This is a genomic window from Streptomyces sp. HUAS TT7, from assembly GCF_051550175.1.
Classification (GTDB): domain Bacteria; phylum Actinomycetota; class Actinomycetes; order Streptomycetales; family Streptomycetaceae; genus Streptomyces.
The window spans coordinates 1-17858 of sequence record NZ_CP196179.1 but is presented as its reverse complement, the minus strand read 5'-3'; the positions used below and the strand labels follow the sequence as shown (position 1 = coordinate 17858).

The 17858-nt window shown below is 69.4% G+C and carries 25 protein-coding genes; 8 read left to right on the top strand and 17 right to left on the bottom strand.

All coding sequences use genetic code 11. The annotated features are described in order from the left end of the window. Window positions 1-223 precede the first annotated feature (223 nt). The 12 genes from ACSHXC_RS43295 to ACSHXC_RS43240 form a co-directional block, all read right to left on the bottom strand. Window positions 224-541 carry a hypothetical protein gene (locus ACSHXC_RS43295; RefSeq protein WP_438297892.1) on the bottom strand — a complete coding sequence of 106 codons (318 nt, stop codon included), beginning with the start codon at window positions 539-541 and terminating at the stop codon, window positions 224-226. An 80-nt stretch (window positions 542-621) separates the two neighbouring features. Then, window positions 622-1587, bottom strand: coding sequence for a hypothetical protein (locus ACSHXC_RS43290; protein WP_438297890.1), 966 nt, complete (start codon window positions 1585-1587; stop codon window positions 622-624). Next, window positions 1580-2449, bottom strand: a complete 870-nt coding sequence (locus ACSHXC_RS43285) for a recombinase family protein (RefSeq protein ID WP_438297888.1) — start codon at window positions 2447-2449, stop codon at window positions 1580-1582. The genes ACSHXC_RS43290 and ACSHXC_RS43285 overlap by 8 nt, the downstream gene beginning before the upstream one ends. Further along, window positions 2446-2841, bottom strand: a complete 396-nt coding sequence (locus ACSHXC_RS43280) for a hypothetical protein (protein ID WP_438297886.1) — start codon at window positions 2839-2841, stop codon at window positions 2446-2448. Before ACSHXC_RS43280 ends, ACSHXC_RS43285 begins: the two co-directional genes overlap by 4 nt. A 38-nt stretch (window positions 2842-2879) precedes the next feature. Continuing rightward, on the bottom strand, window positions 2880-3302 hold the full coding sequence (locus ACSHXC_RS43275; RefSeq protein WP_438297884.1) for a hypothetical protein: 423 nt from the start codon (window positions 3300-3302) through the stop codon (window positions 2880-2882). 256 nt (window positions 3303-3558) lie between these two features. Next, on the bottom strand, window positions 3559-3792 hold the full coding sequence (locus tag ACSHXC_RS43270; protein ID WP_438297882.1) for a hypothetical protein: 234 nt from the start codon (window positions 3790-3792) through the stop codon (window positions 3559-3561). Window positions 3793-3851: 59 nt separating this feature from the next. After that, the gene (locus ACSHXC_RS43265; protein WP_438297880.1) at window positions 3852-4067 is read right to left on the bottom strand and encodes a hypothetical protein; all 216 of its coding nucleotides are present in this window, start codon (window positions 4065-4067) and stop codon (window positions 3852-3854) included. A 67-nt stretch (window positions 4068-4134) separates the two neighbouring features. Beyond that, complete coding sequence (locus tag ACSHXC_RS43260; RefSeq protein WP_438297878.1) at window positions 4135-4419, bottom strand: type II toxin-antitoxin system RelE family toxin; 285 nt, start codon at window positions 4417-4419, stop codon at window positions 4135-4137. Then, entirely contained in the window at window positions 4416-4751 is a 336-nt protein-coding gene (locus tag ACSHXC_RS43255) for a hypothetical protein (protein WP_438297876.1), read from the bottom strand. Before ACSHXC_RS43255 ends, ACSHXC_RS43260 begins: the two co-directional genes overlap by 4 nt. A gap of 214 nt (window positions 4752-4965) precedes the next feature. Then, on the bottom strand, window positions 4966-5910 hold the full coding sequence (locus ACSHXC_RS43250) for an aminoglycoside phosphotransferase (protein WP_438297874.1): 945 nt from the start codon (window positions 5908-5910) through the stop codon (window positions 4966-4968). 461 nt (window positions 5911-6371) lie between these two features. Beyond that, a complete protein-coding gene (locus ACSHXC_RS43245; RefSeq protein WP_438297872.1) occupies window positions 6372-7061 on the bottom strand; it encodes an ATP-binding protein in 690 nt (229 codons plus the stop codon). Then, window positions 7058-7546, bottom strand: a complete 489-nt coding sequence (locus ACSHXC_RS43240) for a hypothetical protein (RefSeq protein WP_438297871.1) — start codon at window positions 7544-7546, stop codon at window positions 7058-7060. The genes ACSHXC_RS43245 and ACSHXC_RS43240 overlap by 4 nt, the downstream gene beginning before the upstream one ends. 479 nt (window positions 7547-8025) lie before the next feature. Here ACSHXC_RS43240 and ACSHXC_RS43235 point away from each other — a divergent pair, with 479 nt between their 5' ends. From ACSHXC_RS43235 to ACSHXC_RS43225, 3 genes are all read left to right on the top strand, one after another. Next, the gene (locus ACSHXC_RS43235) at window positions 8026-8895 is read left to right on the top strand and encodes a helix-turn-helix domain-containing protein (RefSeq protein ID WP_438297870.1); all 870 of its coding nucleotides are present in this window, start codon (window positions 8026-8028) and stop codon (window positions 8893-8895) included. Beyond that, entirely contained in the window at window positions 8895-9131 is a 237-nt protein-coding gene (locus ACSHXC_RS43230; protein WP_438297869.1) for a DUF397 domain-containing protein, read from the top strand. The genes ACSHXC_RS43235 and ACSHXC_RS43230 overlap by 1 nt, the downstream gene beginning before the upstream one ends. Window positions 9132-9292: 161 nt before the next feature. Next, entirely contained in the window at window positions 9293-10066 is a 774-nt protein-coding gene (locus tag ACSHXC_RS43225) for a hypothetical protein (protein WP_438297867.1), read from the top strand. A 185-nt stretch (window positions 10067-10251) separates the two neighbouring features. On the opposite strand, the gene ACSHXC_RS43220 is transcribed toward ACSHXC_RS43225, so the two are convergent. From ACSHXC_RS43220 to ACSHXC_RS43210, 3 genes are all read right to left on the bottom strand, one after another. Then, complete coding sequence (locus ACSHXC_RS43220) at window positions 10252-11760, bottom strand: hypothetical protein (protein WP_438297865.1); 1509 nt, start codon at window positions 11758-11760, stop codon at window positions 10252-10254. Window positions 11761-11914: 154 nt separating this feature from the next. Next, on the bottom strand, window positions 11915-12418 hold the full coding sequence (locus ACSHXC_RS43215; protein WP_438297863.1) for a hypothetical protein: 504 nt from the start codon (window positions 12416-12418) through the stop codon (window positions 11915-11917). 23 nt (window positions 12419-12441) lie between these two features. After that, on the bottom strand, window positions 12442-13242 hold the full coding sequence (locus ACSHXC_RS43210; protein WP_438297862.1) for a ParA family protein: 801 nt from the start codon (window positions 13240-13242) through the stop codon (window positions 12442-12444). A 280-nt stretch (window positions 13243-13522) separates the two neighbouring features. Here ACSHXC_RS43210 and ACSHXC_RS43205 point away from each other — a divergent pair, with 280 nt between their 5' ends. Continuing rightward, window positions 13523-13828 carry a hypothetical protein gene (locus ACSHXC_RS43205; RefSeq protein ID WP_438297860.1) on the top strand — a complete coding sequence of 102 codons (306 nt, stop codon included), beginning with the start codon at window positions 13523-13525 and terminating at the stop codon, window positions 13826-13828. A gap of 117 nt (window positions 13829-13945) precedes the next feature. Here ACSHXC_RS43205 and ACSHXC_RS43200 read toward each other — a convergent pair whose 3' ends face one another. Then, the gene (locus tag ACSHXC_RS43200; RefSeq protein WP_438297858.1) at window positions 13946-15016 is read right to left on the bottom strand and encodes an NlpC/P60 family protein; all 1071 of its coding nucleotides are present in this window, start codon (window positions 15014-15016) and stop codon (window positions 13946-13948) included. Continuing rightward, entirely contained in the window at window positions 15013-15441 is a 429-nt protein-coding gene (locus tag ACSHXC_RS43195) for a helix-turn-helix domain-containing protein (RefSeq protein ID WP_438297857.1), read from the bottom strand. The genes ACSHXC_RS43200 and ACSHXC_RS43195 overlap by 4 nt, the downstream gene beginning before the upstream one ends. Before the next feature lie 156 nt (window positions 15442-15597). Between ACSHXC_RS43195 and ACSHXC_RS43190 the strand changes: the two genes are divergently transcribed. The 4 genes from ACSHXC_RS43190 to ACSHXC_RS43175 all read left to right on the top strand — a co-directional run. Further along, complete coding sequence (locus ACSHXC_RS43190) at window positions 15598-16035, top strand: hypothetical protein (protein WP_438297855.1); 438 nt, start codon at window positions 15598-15600, stop codon at window positions 16033-16035. Between the two features lie 20 nt (window positions 16036-16055). Further along, window positions 16056-16388: a hypothetical protein gene (locus ACSHXC_RS43185; RefSeq protein WP_438297854.1), complete on the top strand. Its 333-nt coding sequence runs from the start codon at window positions 16056-16058 to the stop codon at window positions 16386-16388. A 3-nt stretch (window positions 16389-16391) separates the two neighbouring features. Continuing rightward, on the top strand, window positions 16392-17150 hold the full coding sequence (locus tag ACSHXC_RS43180; RefSeq protein ID WP_438297853.1) for a hypothetical protein: 759 nt from the start codon (window positions 16392-16394) through the stop codon (window positions 17148-17150). Continuing rightward, window positions 17147-17858, top strand: a 712-nt coding sequence (locus ACSHXC_RS43175; protein WP_438297851.1) for a hypothetical protein, incomplete at its 3' end; no start/stop codon positions are given. The genes ACSHXC_RS43180 and ACSHXC_RS43175, both read left to right, overlap by 4 nt.

Genomic DNA, 17858 nt, shown 5'->3' with positions numbered 1-17858 from the left:
TGAAACCGAGCCGGACCCTGCACGGTGGCCGCCGCTGCCGCGGCAGCGGCGGGAGGTCCCGGCCGGGTACACCCTGGCCGCGCGTGACGTGCTCGCCGCGGTGGACGTGCTCGTCACCGCGGCGATGGCTGCCGACCGCGCGGCGGGCCACACCTGGGCGGTGATCGGGGCGGCGCTCGGTGTCAGCGGGGACACGGCGGCCCGCCGGTACTCCGCCGGAGGGTCACGCCCGGGGACGGGCCCACCGCTCGGTGATGCTGGCGATGAGCCAGACGGGGGCAGTCAGCGTGAGCGCCATGAGGCCAAGGCCAGCGGCAATCGCGAGCAGTGAGCCGACCAGTCCGCTCAGCAGCATGAGGGGCGACGGCAGTACGTCGGCCAGGGCGAGAGCCAACAGGCCGTAGCTGGCGGCCCCGGCCATCGCGGTCAGAGCCACGACCCCGAGCACAAGCGCGGGAGTGTGGTAGCCCCGGCGGACCAGGGGGTTCATCAACAAGCCCAACAGGCCGGGAATGGGAGCCGCCGGGGTGGTCTCACTCATGAAACGTCCTTACGTTGTTGGTGGGTTGATTCTCGGGCTCAAGCTTTCGTTGCGCCTGAGTACTTCGACTCATCCGCACGTCAGGCTGTTTCAGGGAGTGCCCGCACTCCGGCGCTGCGGGCCGATTCCAGGGCGTCCCGGAACGCGCTAGCCACGGCGGTAGCCTCGGCCGTCAGTCCCTGAATCTCGGCGATGGCGAGTTGGTCGGCGGCCGCGCGGGCGGCCAGGTCGAGAATTGCCCCGTCACCGGTGCTGAGCGCGTTGAGCTGCTGAAGCTCGGCGTACCGGGCGTCGGCCTCGGCGGTCTCCGACGCGTAGGCCTCCAGCCCCTGTACCCGCTGTTCGATCCCTTCGAGGATCACCGCGAGCTGACGGCTACGGATGCCGAGTACAGCGGCGGCCTGCTCGCCCTGCGGGGTGATCCGCTGCTCCCGGATCAACCGGCTGTACTCCGCGAGCGCGGTCGCGATCTCCCATTCATGGGCGGGCAGCGTAACCCCGTTGCGCTGGCGGTCCAACAGATCGAACCGGTTCACGGCGGAGCCCTGCACTCCCTGGACGGCTGCCTGAGCGCGAGCCAGCAACGGGCGGGCCTCTGCGACGAGTTCGAGTGGCTGGATGTACCGGCCGTGGAAGTCGTGGCGAAGCTGTGCGGGCCGGATTCGCGACTCTGAGATCTTTCGGACGGCGAAGGCGGCCGATCCTGCGCCTCCGAGCAGGGCAAGTGTCCCGCCACAGACCAGTGTCAGCATGGCGCCGGTGGTGTCGGCCCGGCTGCTCAGCATCAAGAGAAGAACCCCCACCACGATGGCGAGAACCTCCCCCATAGTGCGGGAGTGATCGAACTCCGCTCCCTCGCGGCGCCGCTCGGTCGGCAGCGCAGCTAGCGCCCACCACCGTTCTGCCCGCCGGTTCGGCGGAGCCGGCGGTTCCTCGGTGGAGAACGGGGGCTGATAGGGCAAGTTCTGGAGGTCGTGCCGGATCGCGGGCGGGATATCCGGGTCACAAGCCATCCGCAAGCCGTCAATGTTGCTGCCGCTATCCACGCGGGGCTCCTTCTTCTGTCTGCGAGTCGGCGAGCCCTTGGGCGTCGTGCTCGGCGAATGCCCGGTACAGGGTCGAGCGTCCCACTCCGATGTGCCGGGCAATGGAGGTCACGGATTCCTGCGGATTCCGGCGGCGGGCCAGGGCGATGGCGAACCGGTCGTCGTCGATGGCGCGCGGCCGCCCGCCGAATTTGCCGTTGGCCTCGGCGGTGGCCAGGCCCTCAAGTGACCGCTCCTGGATGAAATCGCGCTCGACCTCGGCGATGACCGCCATGAGCGCGAACAGGATTTTTCCGGAACCGCGGGGTTCGTAGATGCCGGAGAGGGGGCCTTGCAGGATCTCCAGCCGGTTCCCCCGGTGCTCGATGTCCTGCGCGCTGGTGATCAATTCCAGTGTGTTGCGGCCGAGCCGGTCCAGCATCGTGACCGTGAGAATGTCACCCGGCCGCAGTACCGCCAACGCGGCCTGGAACTTGGGGCGTTCGCGCTGACGGGTGGAGATCTGCTCTAGGTACAGCGGGTCAAGGCACCCGGCGCTCTTCAAGAGCCGCTGCTGAGTCTCCAGATCCTGGCCCCGGCTCGACACCCGCCCGTATCCAATGCGGTCGCCCGTCCGCTCGACGGCGGCCGGCGTCACGGCGGGCTCGGGGCTGGGGCGCCATACGGTCCCCGGGTTCCGGTCGGACGGCATCCGGATGGGCGGACCGGACCGCAGGACGGGAACGGCCCGGTACCGGACGGTGTGGTACTGGGTCGCCACGGTGCCCATGCGGGTACGGCACGGTGAGCCGGGCGGCACCGTGCAGCGCGGACACTCGCGCTGCTCGACCAACTCGGCGCGGGCGGCCTCGTCCAGACTCACGGCCGTGGGCCGTTCTTGATCCAGCGGACCAGGGTCCACGCCAGATCATCGGCATCGAGTTCGTCCGGGTCGACCTCGGTGAGGTAGGCCTCGACCGCCTCGCGGATCGTGTCGGCCAAGCGGGCCTCATCGACCACCACCGCCCCGCCCGGCGCCTTGGGCACGTCCTTGCCAGCTTCCTTACCCGTCGCCGCGGGCATCCACTGATCCGTCAGTTTGATGTCGGCGCCCTCGACCCGAGCCACGGCCGCATGCAGGAGCTCCAACGGGTAGCGGTCAAGCAGGGATTCGATAGCACCGGGCGGGAGCGACCCATCGGGACTGGCGTGGATGATCTCTCCGATCTCGCGTGCCGCGCGGGCAACCTGCCCGGGGTCAAGGTTCGACGTCATGTGTCACATCCAGTTCGTTCTAATGGGGCTGGCAATGCCTAGGCGAGCGCGTTGGGGGCCAGGTCGAAGGCGAGCACGCTGTACTCGGGCGGAACGCCGTTGTCCTTCTCAGCCAGCGTGCATGCGTGGCGGTACATGCCTCGGCGGGTGTCCTGGGGCATCGGGGTAAACAGGCCGTCGATGGTCACCGTCGCCTCTCTGCCCTGCTTCGCGTAGAGCACGGTCAGGTACCAGAAGTGCTCACGGTGCGACTCGGGCGCGTTCGGGGCCGTGATGAAGGACAGCACCGTGAAGCCGCGCTGCGGCACGCCGTAGTCGTGGACAGCGGTCAGGCAGGCCTCGCGATAGAGCAGCTGCCGAGTGTCCCCCGGTGCAGGGGCACGGGTGCCGTCGATGGTGCGGAACCGCTGTACGCCGTCTGCCTCATACATCACGCTCAGCGTCCAGAAGTCCTCACGCATCGGCCCGTCCTCTCTGGCGGCCCGTCAGGCGGCCGCGGGAATCCGTTCATCGCTGCAAGCGCAGCGACTCCGGACCAGTGTCCCGTAACCCTGTCCCGATTGCCAGTGGCAGGCTGGATTTTCGGGACGGGTTTCGGGACGGGTTGGTGCGGTGTGTCGGTGATCGCTCCGGGCCGTCCCGAAGTGGGCCGTTTTCGGGACGCATTCGCATGTGCACGCGAAAGACTCGACGCCGCGAGCCCCTGGCGGCCGCTCATCACGCGGTCCGCCGTTCGCCCCCGTCCCGCGTCCACTCCGCCAGGGTCGCCCAACTCCCGTCGGCCCGCTCTTCGTCGAGCGTGATGCGCACGGTCGGGTGACTGCCGTAGGTGCCAATGTCCTCCCGCATCTTGCGCTCGGCGGTGCTGGGGTCGGCCCAGTAGCCGGTCACGGCCGGGCCGCCCGGCACAAAGGTGAGCCGGACCCGGTAGAGGGCGGGGCGAGGTGTCATGCCGCCCATCATTCAGCGCGTCGCCGCCGGCGGCCGCGCCGGGCTACAGCGAGGCCCGGTCACCCGTAGTGGTGCCGGTCGCCTCCGCGCCACTCGATCATCTGCGAGTCGCTGTCGACGAGCTGCTCGGCGTCGGTCTCATCGAGGCCACTTTGCCGCAGGAACTCCACTAGATCGCGGTCATTGAAAGCCAGACCGATGATCTTGCCCCGTATGGTGACGCGCCGCCCGCCCGTGCCCCGGGAGCGGTGTACGACGATGGGCGCGGTGTCCATAGATCCACCGTGCGCCGTGCTGATCGGTTCAGCTAGCTGAATGCCCATGCGCGGAAATCGGTGCTGGTCAGGGGCCGTGTAGCACGTAGATCACGGACACCAATCCTGGCTCGTCCCCCTCGGGGTCCTCGACCCGGTAGAGCAGGGTGATGCGGTCGCCGGTGTCGGCGGCCGGCGCGGTGTCGATGCGTCGAAGTTCGGCGCTGGTGATGGGTTCGGTGGTGCTCGACGGGGGGCGCGGGTCGGCGGCGAGCTGGTCGAGCACGTCGTGAACGGCCCGTCGGCCCCCTGGGCTGATCTGTGCGAACTCCTCGTACAGCCGTGGGGGCACGACCACGGTCCAGTTGGTCACTCGGCGGCGTCCCGGCGCTCCAGGTACGCCCACAGGTCGCCGACGGGAGCCGACCGCTCAGCTCCGGCGAGGGAGGCCGCGATGGCGGCCTGGACCTCGGGCCGGGTACGCAGGGCGAGCACTCGGCGGGCGTCGGAGAGTACGGCGGCCTGTGCGCTGCCGAAAACCGCGGTGTCGTACTTCGCGTTGAACTTCACCAACTCGGTACCCGTGGGATCGGCGACGGCGAGCGCGGCCCGCAGCTCGGCGAGCGTCTGGGGCCCTTCGTGCGCCTCGACCCGGTGGGGGTCGGCGTAGGGCCGCGGGGCGGGCTCGTGGGGCAGTGCGCTCATCGTCGGGTCCTCCGTCACGTCGTATCTCCACCGTACGCCGCTGGCCTGGGCGCTGGGGAGGGGCCAGGCAAGGGAGCCGGGGCATCGGCCGTTCCCGGTCGCCGGAGTGCTGGGGTGGGGAACGGGCAGCGCCACCGTCCCGGAGTTCTGCTCCGGGACGGTGGCGCTGGGGGTGCCGGTCGGTGACGGGGGTACCGGCCGGCGCGGTTGTGGCTCAGGCCCAGAGGGAGGCCCAGAGGCGGGCGCCCCTGATGGTGCGGTCAAGCCCTGTGGCGCCCTGTGCCTGCCAGTGCTCCCAGGATCGGGCCTCGGCCCCGGTGAGGACGCGTACCCCGTCGGGGGGCGCCTCGGCGAACGCCGGAATGGTCAGGGCCCATGCTCTGGCCTGCTCGGGGGTCTGCTGTCCGTCCACCACGAGCCGCAGGCCCCACAGAGCCGCGTCGATCCATCCGGGTCCTCGTGCCGCCCATGCCCAGTCGATGAGCCAGGCCCGGAAACCGTCGCCCTCCACAAGGAAGTTCGCGGAGACAGGGTCGGTGTGGAGGAGATTGGGCCCGGTCAGGAGGGGCTCATCGTCGGGGTCGCAGTAAGAGCCCCACCGGTCCCATGGGGTCATCAGGGCGATGTCCGGCGCGGGCAGCGTGCTCAGTTCCCGAAGCACGGCGGCGACGGGCTCCAGATGGCTGCTGTCAGCCGTGAAGTCCGACCAGGGGGAGGCAGTCACGCCCTGGAACCCCAGCAACCGCCAGCCGCCGGCGGACAGGTCCCACAGCAGCCGGGGGGCGAACGCGGAGGGCAGGAGGGGGTTTACCGTGGCCTCCGCCTCCAGCTCGGGAGCGCGCTCGTGGTCGGCGGGCAGGCCTTTGACAAAGACCTTTTGGCCGTCCGGCAGGAAGAACAGAACCGCGACACCGGAACTGTCTCCCGTGACCATGTCGGTGTGCGGGCAGTCGGCCCCCACTTGGACCTCAACCGCCTGGCGGACGGGCTCGGGGAGCTCGCTGTAGGGGCGGCGCCCTACCCGCAGCTCGGCGTGCGCGAAGGGGGGGTTCGGCGGGACCGGCGGGTTTTTGTCAGGGCCGGTGGGGCCGGACGGGGGCCGCCCGGGCGGGGGGTTGGAGGGCGGGCGCCGGGGCGTCGAATCAGCATCGGCGGGCATGGCCGCATCGTAGTGGCCCGCCGCGTCCTCAATCCCATTGATCCAAGCGGGAGTTGGGGGCGCGGCGGGAGTGGCTAGCACTCCATTCACGGCGAATTCCTTCCTGTATGGCTCGGGTTCGTGCGGGTGGGGGCCTGGTGGCCCGTTGCCCTGGCCGTCCCGAACGCCGGACGGCCAGAGGCGCCCGGAGTACCGCTCTGGGGGCGGTCCGGGCGGTTCAGGGGGGCGAGCGCTCCCGTGCCGGGGTTCTCCTCACCACTGGATGCGCTCCGCCCGGGTGCCGCCGACGCAGCGGCACGGGACCTTGCCGGTGCGTCGGCATGTGGAACATCCCGTGTAGCCGCAACAGTCGGGACACCACACGCTCTCGTTCCCGGCGCACAGACCGCACAGGTACCCGGGCGGGAGGCCTTGGGGGTCCTGTGGCGTGGCCGGACGCTCGCGTGAGGGTTTCCGGGCGGTCATGAGATCAGCCGTTTCAGTCCCGCCTCGACGGCGCGCAGCGTCTCGGCGCCGGGGCGGGCCTCGAAACTGCGCGGCCACCATTCCGGGGTGAGGCGCCAGAACCCGCCCGCCTCTATCAGGGCGGCCAACTCCGCCGCGTCGTCCACGGTCGTACCGGCGGATGCCGGTTCGTCCGGGTCGCTGCTGGTGGCTGTCGCTGTCGCAGACACTGCCGTCGCCCCTTTGTCTGTGGGCTGGTGGAGGTCGAGACGGGCCCACACCCCGGCCCGCGGGGCGGTGTGGCATCCCCAGTCGGTGGCCAGGGCCTCGACCAGGAACAGGCCGCGGCCGCGTTCGTCGGTGACGTCGGCCTGGCGGGCGCTGAGGTGCGCGGGGGCGGCGTCGGTGCCCGTCACGGTGAGCGTGACGGTGTGCGGCACGTAGGCCAGGTGGACGGTGATGCGGTCGCCGGGGGCGTGCTCGACCGCGTTCGCGGCCAGTTCCGCGGTGATCTGCTCCAGCGTCTCCCGGCTCTCGGCGGGGATGCCCCAGTCGGCGAGCTCGGCGCCGACGAGGCGCCGGGCGGTGCCGGGGGTGGTGAGGTCCCGGCCGGGCAGCGTGTACAGCGCCTGCAACCCCTCGCCGGGTCCCGGCTGGTGGGTGTGCTGCCCGGTGGCAGGGACGGGCCGAAGCTGGTCGAAGGTCACCGCGCGGCCCTCCTGGGGCTGATGGGGAGAAAGGGACGCGCGGCGTGGGCGATGGCCTCGGTGACGGCTTCGCACAGTGCATCGCTGTCGGTGGTCTCAGGGACCGTGGGGCCGGGCGGAATAATCCAGTACCGGGCCGTGCGGCGGCCGCAGACAGCGGTGATGTGCGGCGGCGGGCAGCGGATCAGGCCGCGCTCGACGCACCGGGTGCCGGGCAGTGCGGGCCAGGCGGCGGCTGTGCCGCTGGGTACGAGGATCTCGACCGTGCGCCGCGGCGGGTTGTTGAGCACTGGGCCGAGAGGCACCGCGCGGGCCCGCATTCGGGCCAGGGCCTCGACGGCGACGGGTGTGGTGACCCGCAGGATTTCCCACGGTGCGAGGCCGATCGGTAGGTCCGTCTCCTGCCCGGCGTTCCACCGGCGGCGTACCTCGATGCCGGGAGCGCCCGCGGCGGTCCAAGTCAGGCTGCGGTGCGAAGAGTTCACGACTGCCCACCTCGCACCGTCACGGGGCAGCGGGCGCAGACCTTCACGGCCCACCCGAGACGCCCGCCGCTCTCGCTCTCGGTGTAGACGAATCCGCCGTCGCGCAAGCGGCCTCCCCCACCGCAGGAAACACATCGGTGCCCTTGCAGCCGTACGTCCTGATCAGGCGTTATCGCGGCCAGGTCCAGCACGATTCGGCGTAGATCGATCTGCGCTGACGACTGCATGGGATCTCCGATGTCGAGCGCGACCGTTGATCAACTGACTGTGATCCGGCCGCTACCTCACGTGTCCGGCTGCCCCTAGAGTGGCGCCGTGCGCACCTTCTGCGCAAGTGCGCAGACAGTGCACGGCACATTCGTCAACTGCTCGGGGAATATTCAGCGAGGGAGACCACCATGTGTGCAGCTCGTCGGGCTGGTGCGGCAGACTGGTCCCAGGCAAGTGCGCAGCCACGTCGACGGAAAGGGGGACGGCGCGTGACCACACCTGAGCCGAAGACGCCGACGGTCAACCGGCGGCAGCTCGGTGCCGAACTCCGCCGACTCCGCACCCTCAAGAACCTGACCATCGAGGACGTGGCGGCCCACCTGGGCACCTCGTCGACCCGCATGAGCCGGATGGAGACCGGCAAGGGGCGCGTAGTCCCCAAGCCGCAGGAAATCGAAGCGCTCTGCGAGCTATACGGCGTCCAGGACGAACGCCAAGTACAGATGCTCATCGGCATGCTGAGCGACTCACGGCAGCCGGGATGGTGGGACCAGTACCGCGAAGTCCTGCCCTCAGGGCTTGAGGTGTACTTCGGCCTGGAGACGGACGCCCTCGCCGAACGGGCCTGGGAAACGGTCCTCGTCCACGGGCTACTCCAGACACCCGACTACGCCCGCGAGATCATCCGCGCTTCGCCCAGCACCCCAGCGGCCGACATTGACGACATGGTGGCAGTCCGCACGAAGCGTCAGGAACTGCTCACCCGCAGCTCGGGCCGCAGTCCCCTGGAGTTCTGGGCCATCCTGGATGAGGCCGCAATCCGGCGGCCGGTTGGCGGCGCTGAGGTGATGCGCGCCCAACTCCTCCACCTCATCGAGGCCCAGGCCTGGCCCAACGTGACCTTGCAGATCGTCCCAGCGAGCAAGGGGGCTCACCCGGGCCTCGGCGGGGCCTTCTCGATGCTCGAATTCGAGGCAGAGCCTCCGGTCGTCTACATCGACTCGCCCGCCGGAAATCTGTACCTGGAGAAAAAGGCGGACGTCCGCAAGTTCACGAGCACATTCGATTTGCTGAGGGCGATGGCCCTTGATCCTGAGGAAACAGTGGCGTTCCTGCGTGACGCCGCGAAGGAGACGTAATGACCAGCACCAACGGGCGCCCCTCGCCCGACTTCCTGTCAGACCTTGACTGGTTCACGAGCTCCGCGAGTTCGGCCAACGGCGGTTGCCTGGAGGTCGCCTACCTGCCCGACGGCCGGGTTGCCCTGCGCGACAACGAAGACCTCGGCAACCCGCCGTTCGTCGTCACTCGGCACGTCTGGGCCTGTTTCCTCGACGGCGCCGGCAAAGGTGAGTTCACTCCGCCGACGGTCTGAACCACGAGCGCACTGAAGGGGCCGCCCAACTGGGCGGCCCCTTCGTCGTGCCCGGGGCTGATCACCCATCAACGGCGGCGTCGGCTCTGGCGCTTGGGCTGCACGCGCTTCGCCGACCGTGTGCCGCCCCTGGACGGCTTGGCGGGGCTGGCAGGCTCCTGGTGTGCCTCCGGGCCCTGCTCGTGTGCCTCCGCATCGGCTCGCTGTGCCTGCTCGGCGAGCTGAACACGCAGGGCCTCCGTCTCATCCTGTGCCGTCTGTGCCTCGGCACGCGCCGCGCGGGTCTCCTCGTGTGCCTCCTCGGTCTCCGCGTGTGCCGACTCGACGGCGTGTTGTGCCTCTTCGACGGCACGGCGGAGGTCGGCGAGCTGCGCGCGCAGGGCGCCGGCTTCGGCGTGTGCCGTCTGGGCGGTGTGCTGTGCCTGCTCGGCGAGCTGCACCGCAACGGCACGCGCCCCCTCGGCCCGCTCGATGGCCGCTTGTGCCGTCCGGGCGTCATGCTCGGCACGTTGGCGTTCCTGGCGCTCGGCGTCCAGCTCGCGGCGGAGGTCGGCGAGCTGCGCGCGCAGGGCGCCGGCTTCGGCGTGTGCCGTCTGGGCGGTGTGCTGTGCCTGCTCGGCGAGCTGCACCGCAACGGCACGCGCCCCCTCGGCTTCCTTGCGTGCCGCCCGCTCGTCGGTGAACTGGCTCCGGAGCTCTACCGCCTCGGCGTGTGCCGCCTGTGCCTTGGCGTGGGCGACGTGTGCCGCCTGCTGCGCTGCGTCGGCTTCGCGGTGTGCCGCCTCGGCTTCGGCTTCGGCCCGCGTCGCTTCGTTCCGTGCTGCTGTCGCGTCGCGTCGTGCTGTCTCGGTCTCGGCCTGTGCCGCCTCGATGGCGGCCCGGGTGTCGAGCGCGCGGCTTACGCGGGCCTCGGCGTCGGCCAGGCGCTCGCCTAACTCCGCTGCGCGCGGGGCCGGTACTGGGGCAAGGGCACGGGGCGTTGATCCGTGCCGGTCGTTTCCCTGTGCTGTGCTGGTGGTGCTGTCCATCGCTCCCCCTGCGGTCTGGGTCGGCACATCGGTGTGCCGCTGGGTGTGCCGGGGCACAGGCTGTGTGCCTGTGCCCCGGATTCAGGGCTGGGTCACGCGTGGGCCAACGCGCCATCCTCGACGCTCTCGTGTGCCTCGGTGTCGGCCGCGTCGTCGTGTGCCTGGGGTCGCAGGTCGCTGATGTATCGGTGGGCGGTGGGCCGACTGAGGGTGATGCCCTTCGCGGCGAGCTCGCCCAGCAGGGCCTCGGTGATGGCGTTGGTGTTCCGCTGGTCGTCGTCAGGGATTCGCGCGGCGTAGAGCGCTTCGAGCGCGGCCCGCTTGGTGGGGTAGCTGCGCAGGTCCCGGAGCGGCTGGGGCTCCCGGTCCCGGTCGTGTTCCTCGTCTGCCTGGTGCGGCACACGGGCCGTGATGGTGGATGTGCCGGTCTGTGCCGCCACGGACGTCAGGACGGGCTGGGGCTGTGCCTCGTCCTCGTGCTCGATGCAGTCGGCGGGCTCGTCGTCTGCCTCTACAACCTCCTCGGCACACGGCAGGGGCAACGGTGTGCCTCCGTGTGCCTGTGCCGGTGTGCCTACTTGTGCCACCACGGCGGCCTCGGCCTCGTCGGCCAGGTCCTCCATGTGCCGGGTGTGCCGCTCCAGCGTCTCGACGGCACGGGCGTACTCGTCCTCGTCGGCTGCGGCGGGCTGGTTCCACGGAGACTCGGCCTCGGTGATGTCGAGCTGGGTGGCGTACCGGCGCTGTGCCACCCGGACACGATAGAGATCGCGCTGTCCCTCGTCGGTGGCGACTCCGGCCCGGTCCTGGGCCTCCGCCAGGCGCTTGGCAATCCGCGAGGCCCTGCGCTTGCCCTTGTCCGCCAACCGGTCGTACTTGTCGGCCAGGTCCACGGCCCTGTCCAACGCGCGGTCCCGGGCGATCTCCTGAGCCGTGCGGGCACGATGGGCCAGGCCGAGACGGGCCATCATGCGCTCGCGCAGGTCCCGCATGATCTGGGCCGTGGCGGTCTGCGACTCATCGCCCGTACGGTGCCGCAGCTCAAGGCCGAGTGCCGAGTGGGCGGCCAGGGCGGCGCCGAAACTGCCGACGATGATGCGTACGAGCGTCGCGGCCGTCAGTCCGTCGCCCTCGACCCACGCGGGAATGGACGACAACGCGGCGAAAGCCCATACGGCGCTCCCGTACCAACCTCCGCTGCGGTCCTCCTCGGAGGCCAGGCGCTCGCGGGCACCCAGCACGCACATGGCCATAAGGCTCTCGTACGCCGCACACGCTAGGAAGCGCTCCACACCGCTCGTCATGTTCAGCCCGTTCACGTCCCCGGTGAACCTGTACGAGGTGTTCAGGCTGACGCTGGTACAGACGACGAACGCGATAATTGCGGCAAGAGTCCCCGCCGAAATTTTCCGGCGTCGGGTCGCCTTCTCGGTCGTCTCGGCGGTCCGGCTCGTGCTGTCGTCGGCCTGGCCCGTGCTGGCTCTGGCGCTGCGGTAGCGCTTGACCGCGATTGCACCGACGGCCACAGCCAGGATGGACGCGGCGGTGACGGTCACGAAAGAGTGCCCGGCCAACTCGGCAAGTTGGAGAGTGGCGTTCATCAGGCGCTCTCCCCCAGGGTTCCGGCCAGACTGACGGACCGTGTCATCTGCCGGTGTTCTGTGGCCTTAACGTGGTGCTGCATGGGGAGTTCTCTCCTCGTGGTTCGGGAGGCCCCGGGGTTTCGCTGTGGTAGGCACCCGGGGCCTTTCTGTGTCACTGGCCGTCGGCGATGCCGTGCGCGTTGCGTACTTGCGCGACGGTGGCGGCGTGGCGGTGGTAGAGGTACGAGATCAGGGCATCGGCGACCAACTGTTCTTCTGGCCGCGTCTCGATCGCCGCTGCGATCTTCAATGCCTGCTTCAGCCAAGGATCGACCCGGGTCCCCAGCTTGGGCCGCTCCCATGACGGGTAGTTGGTCCCTTGGTCCCTTGGTTCCTTGTCGCCTTGGGTCTTTGTTGCACGTCGAGACGAACGGGCAGTTGGCTTCTGATGTGCAGTTTCCTGCTCATCCTCCGGTGACTCCTTGGCGTCTTGCCTTCTTGTCGCCTTGTGCCCTTGCCCCCTTGGTTCCTTGGACCCGTCCTCGTCCCGGCCGACAGGGTGGCCGTCACTGGCCTTCTGAGGCTTCGGCGCATTGACTGGCGGCGTCCAGTCGTCCGCGGACTCGTCGTCGTCTGGAGGGACGGGGGCGGACACGGGCGGCGGCTTGGCGGACACGGGGTGAAAGTTCCTCTCTCTGGTCAGCTCTTGAGGTGCTCGGTCGCGATCTGGCGGAAGAGCTGGGCTGCGGGCTTGGCCTCGGGCCCGTAGGCCGAAAGCGGGGTGATGGCGCCGACTGCACGGCGGATGGCCTCGATGTCGGGAACGATGGGCTCCTTCACAAGGTCCCCGTACTGGTCTCGGAGCTCCTGGGTCCGGGCTGTGGACTCCACGCGCCCCTCGTAATAGCGGTTGATGTAGATCCCGCCGAACTCCAGGTCGGGGTTGTAGTACTTCTGAACGCGCTTGATGGTGCGGACAGCCTGGTGGACTCCCTGAATCGGCCAGAGTTCCGGGGCGGTCACGATGAACACCACGTCGCTGTCAATGAGGGCGTTGATGGTGAGCTGTCCAACGGATGGCGGGCAGTCCGTCGCCACCAGGTCGAACGCGTCGGTCGCGCCTTCGCTGACGATCTGTAGGCGGCGTTCCCGGGGAACCTGGACCTCGGGGCCGGCGTCGCCCTCGCGTGCCGCCAACGCCAGGTCGGCGGCAACGCCGTAGAGCCCGTTGGGCCATTGCTTCCCCGCTGGGCGGATGGCGCTCGCCAACGCTCCCTCGACAACTTCGCCGTCGTCGTTCGGCTTCAACAGGTCGTTCATCGTGAACTCGACCTCTTGGAGGGCAAGCGCCATCGTGACGTTGGCCTGCGGGTCCAAATCCCTGAGCAGTACCCGCGCGCCCTCCTCCGCTGCGCTGGCGGACGCGAACAGGCTGAACAGGGACTTGCCCACTCCCCCCTTCTGGTTGACGTAAGTGATCTTCTTCGTTCGGTCCCGCATCCGTGGCCTTGGCACCTTTTCACCTCTCTACCTTGACAGCTTGGGCCCAATCGCCCTTGACCACTTGGAACCATAGACCCAACAAACAGGCTGGTACGGCAAGACACATGATGACACGTTGGGGACTTGGTTCCAAGGTTCCTTGACTCCAAGTCGGATTGACTCCAGGATGGGCCACAAGAGAGGGGCCGGGCATTGCGGGCCCGACCCCTCAGGTTCGGCCTGCGGCTGGGTATGCGTCCCGTCGCCGTGGGCCTCGATCCGCTATGGAGGATCTGTCGTGACTGTAGTACGTGACTCTCGGGGTGTGTCGCGGGGCGTCGGCGGGGTGGCTGGTTGGGCGGTCCTGCCGGAGCAACCGGCGGACGGCTGGGCGGTGCTGCCGGCGCCGGTGGTCGAGTCGGCCGCCGCGTTGGAGCCTGCTCCGGTACCGGCTCCCGTGCCGGTACCGCCCGTTGACGACCTGGTGGCGTTGGCCGCTGCGCTGAACGGCGTGCCGGGTGACGGCTGCCAGGACGAGAACCATGACGGGTGCTGCGTCGCGGTGTACGTCGACCGCCGCGCCGAGTTCGGCGCTCTGGCCTGACCTGCGGCACCACGAAGGGGCTCGCCGTCTCCTCGACGGCGGGCCCCTTCTCTGTGTTCTCGTCCGGTCCCGTGGCACCAATTCGCGTGTACACGCGGACCGGTGGGGGAGTCGGGGCTATGAGCCGGGCCGGGTGGCCCCGACGTACTCGGACGATGGCATCGCCTTGTCCATATCAGCGAGCTCGACATTTTTTCCAGTACGCGGGGCGCTGAGGATCTGCCCGTTGCCCGCGTAGAGGGCGACGTGATAGATCGCGCCGGGGCCGCCCTTCGACCAGAACAGCAGGTCACCGGGCTGCAACGCGTCCCGGGTGACGGGGCGGCTGGCGGTGGCGGCGTACTGGTCGGCTGCGGTGCGGGGCAGTTTCAGGCTGGGCCACCATGCGTACTGGGTGAGGCTGGAACAGTCCCACCCGACGGTGACGCTCGCGGAGCAAGATCCGCCCGAGTAGCCGTTGGTTCCGTCGCAGAAACCGCGGCCGGGGCCTTCGGGGCTGCCGCCTCCCCAGGAGTAGGGGAGGCCTAGTTGGGTGGCGGCGCGGCGTACGGCGTCGGGGCCGCTGCCGGTGCCGAGTCCCGAAATCCCCGCGGCCGCGCTCCACTTCTGTGCGGTCTCGATGATCTCGTGTACGTAGGTGTACGTCTCGCTGCCTGCCCATGAGGCGGGCGGGACGCCGTGGAACTTGATGACGTTGCCCCACCCGGCGTTGTACCCGGCTAGGGCGAGCTCGATGGGGGTACCGCTGTATCCCGACTTCTCGGCCCGGGCGATGAGGTCGCACATGAATTTTCCCTGCGCCATGATCGCGTCGCCGGGGTCGGTGGGCCGCGCGATCCCGTTACCGTCACTGTCCTCGCCCCACGTCTGGAACGTGCCGGGGAGGAACTGGGCGATGCCGACGGCCCCCGCCGGGCTCACGATCGTGGGGTCAAAGTTCGACTCGTGGTAGTCCTGCGCGGCCAGGAGTGCCGGGGTGAGCTGCGGGCACTGCCGTGCCGATTTGGTGTACCAGGACGCATACATACGCCCGCTCTCCGGCATCGCGGCGAGCTTCAGGCCTGCGCCCCCTGCTCCTCCTAAGCTCGGTCCGCTCGCACCCGCGCCGGCGGCCGCCAGGATGAGGCCGATAGCGGCCAGTGGTACGGCGGCCGCCGCGGCGGCGGCCGCAAGGAATCCGGCTTTCACTCTGTCCCCCCGTCACTTCGCGTCTGTGACCTGATCTGTTGGCGCCGTGCCTCTCGCCCGGCCGCCCATGCCGCCTTCCACTGCCTGACGGGGACGCGGTAGGCGGCCGCCCATCGGGCGGGCTCCTTGACCCCGTACGTCCCCTGCTCCACTCTGCTGACCATTTGACTCGATACCCCCACCTGGTCGGCTACCGCGCGCTGGGTCTGCTGGGTCCGCTGGCGTAGCTGGCGCAGCGTCACCGGGCCTTCCTGCGGGGCCAGTTCGTCCACCGGCATCCCCAGGGCGTCCGCGAGGGCAGCGACCACGCGGGCGGAGGGATGGCCGCGGCCGGACTCGGCCCGGCGCACCGTTTCCGGGCTCACCTCGGCCGAGATGGCCAGTTGCTCGCAGCTCAACCCGACCGCAACACGTTGCTCACGCAAACGCTCTGGGCGAAATGTGGGCATTCCGCTGGATGGACTCATGGACCCCAACTTTTATAAGTGCGCGTTGACAGTCAGTCATGGTAGCGTCACTCTTGTGATCTAGACAGTATGGGGGGTGAAATCATGTTCCAGAGCACGGGAGTTGGCGAACCGATGACCACCGCTCGCGCCTTCTACGTCATGTCCGCCCACGGCGGTTCCGGCGCCTCGACCGTCACCCATTGGCTGGACCCTGACGGAAGTTCAGGGACGATGGAGCCCGGCCCGGATTCGCGATTGCCACTGAATTACACCCCGCTCGTCGTGGCCCGGTCCACCGGTTTCGGGCTTCAGCAAGCGGTCCGGCTGATCGGCCGGTGGCACCCGGAGGTGCCCCGCCCGTTCCTGGTGATCGTCCAGGATGCCCCGCTGCGGCTGCCGAAGCCCGTCGTTTATCGATTGACGGCCATCCGGCCCCGGGTGTTGGGGGTGGTGCACGTGCCCTACCTCGTCCGGCTGCGCGAGGCCGACAGCCCCGCCGACGGACTCGCGCACAGGGACGTGCAGAAAGCCGCAAGCCGCCTGCGGCGTGACCTTGGATTGCCTGCCTGAGAGAAAGAGGAGCACAACTCATGTCGCACTGGGTGCAGTTCGCCTCGGACGTACTCGACAAGACCCATCACACGCTCGCGGCGAGCCCGCCGCCGGGCGGCAACCCGTACGACTCCACGCCGAAAGCGCCGCCGGGAATGGAGACTGTCGGCCCGCAGTGGGTCGGTTGGGGAAAGTGGGTCGCCATCATCGCGGGCATCCTGGGCCTGATCTCCTGCGGCGTGATGATGATGATCGGTCGCCGTAACCGCTCGCACCTGTCGGCGGAGGGCGCCGGCGGCCTGCTGTGGACCGTCGCGGGCCTGTCCGTCGTCGCGCTGGCGGCCGGTGTCGTGCCGCAGATCGTGAGCTGAGTCATGACCCTGGACCTGCAAGAGGCTGCCCGGCGCCGGATGCGCCGGGCGCTCGTCGTGCTCATCGCCATAGTGCTGGTGCTCGTCGCCCTGGTCGTCGTGATGGCCCTGACCGGGGGGTCGGACGGCCAGAGCAAGGGGGCCCCGGCTCCGCAGGCCTCCGCCCCGCAGCCCTCGGCCTCGCCCGTGGTTGACGACCCGGGCGGGTACGTCGCCCCCGCGAAAACGGTCGCTCTGCCTGCCGGAACGGCCAAGTCCGGGAACCTGCCGACCGGGTTCGCCCGCACGCCGGAGGGTGCGGCCGCCATGGCCGTGGCCTCGGCCCGCAACGCCTGGAGTTTCGACCCGGCACAGATCAAGGCGGGCATCCTCACCTATGCGGCGGCCGCGGTCCGCGACTCGATGGCCCAGGACGCTGAGAGCGGCGCGCAGGGCAACCGCAAGTACGCGGGCATCCCCACCAGCGGCCCGGTGCCGGCGGGCGCCACGCTCAACGCCTGGCCCATCGGCGTCCAGTGGAACATCAAGAACACCTCGACGGTGGACATCCTGGTACTGCTGCGGGTCACGCACGCCGCGGGCACCGGGGAAAAGCAGGCAACCAACCTCGTCGTGAGCCCCACTGAGGCGGTGTGGGAGGGCTCGGACTGGAAGATCTCACCCGCTGCCGAGCCGGACACGCTGCCCGACCCGGTCGACATCGGCAGCGCGAAATTCAACTCGGACGGCTGGACCGCGATTCAGGAAGGGGACCGGCGATGACCCGCATGTACGCGCGCGCGGCCGCTGTGCTGGCCGCGCTGTTCCTGCTGGCCGGGCTCGCTGCCCCGGCCGTCGCCGCCCCCCGGGCGGTACCGGCCTCGGTACCGGGCGCTCTTCCCGCTTGGGACTGGTGGGGGCAGGCCAAGCACTGTGCGTCGTCGCTGATCCCCAACCCCCTGGACCCTTCCGGCAGTGCCAAGAAGGCGGCGAAGTGCCTGAAGGACGCCCCGAAAATTGTCGCGGGCGGGACCGTGGACGCGGCGACCGCGCCGGGCAAGGCCGTGGCGAACTCGATCTTGGGCGATGCCTCCAAGAGCATGGCGCAGTTTGCCGGGGACTTCATGAAGACGGGCATGGGCTGGTGGCTGATGACCGACTCCGTACAGGTCAAGGACAGCGGTGTGCTGGGCCCGCCGGAGGCGGCTCGTAAGGCCGCGATGGACGACAACACCCCGGAATTCAACGACAAGACACGGTCGTTGAGCCTGCACGGCCTGATGGTGAGCATCGGCATTCTGATCGCCGTGATGCTCACGATGTTCCAGGGCATCCGGATGATCATTCAGCGCAAGGGGGCACCCCTTGCGCAGGTCATTCAGGGGCTGTTCATCAACGCCTTGGTATCGGCGGCCGGGGTGGGCATCATCGACGCCCTGCTGATCGCCTCGGACCAGCTCGCCAAAACGATCCTCGATGTCGGGTTCGGCC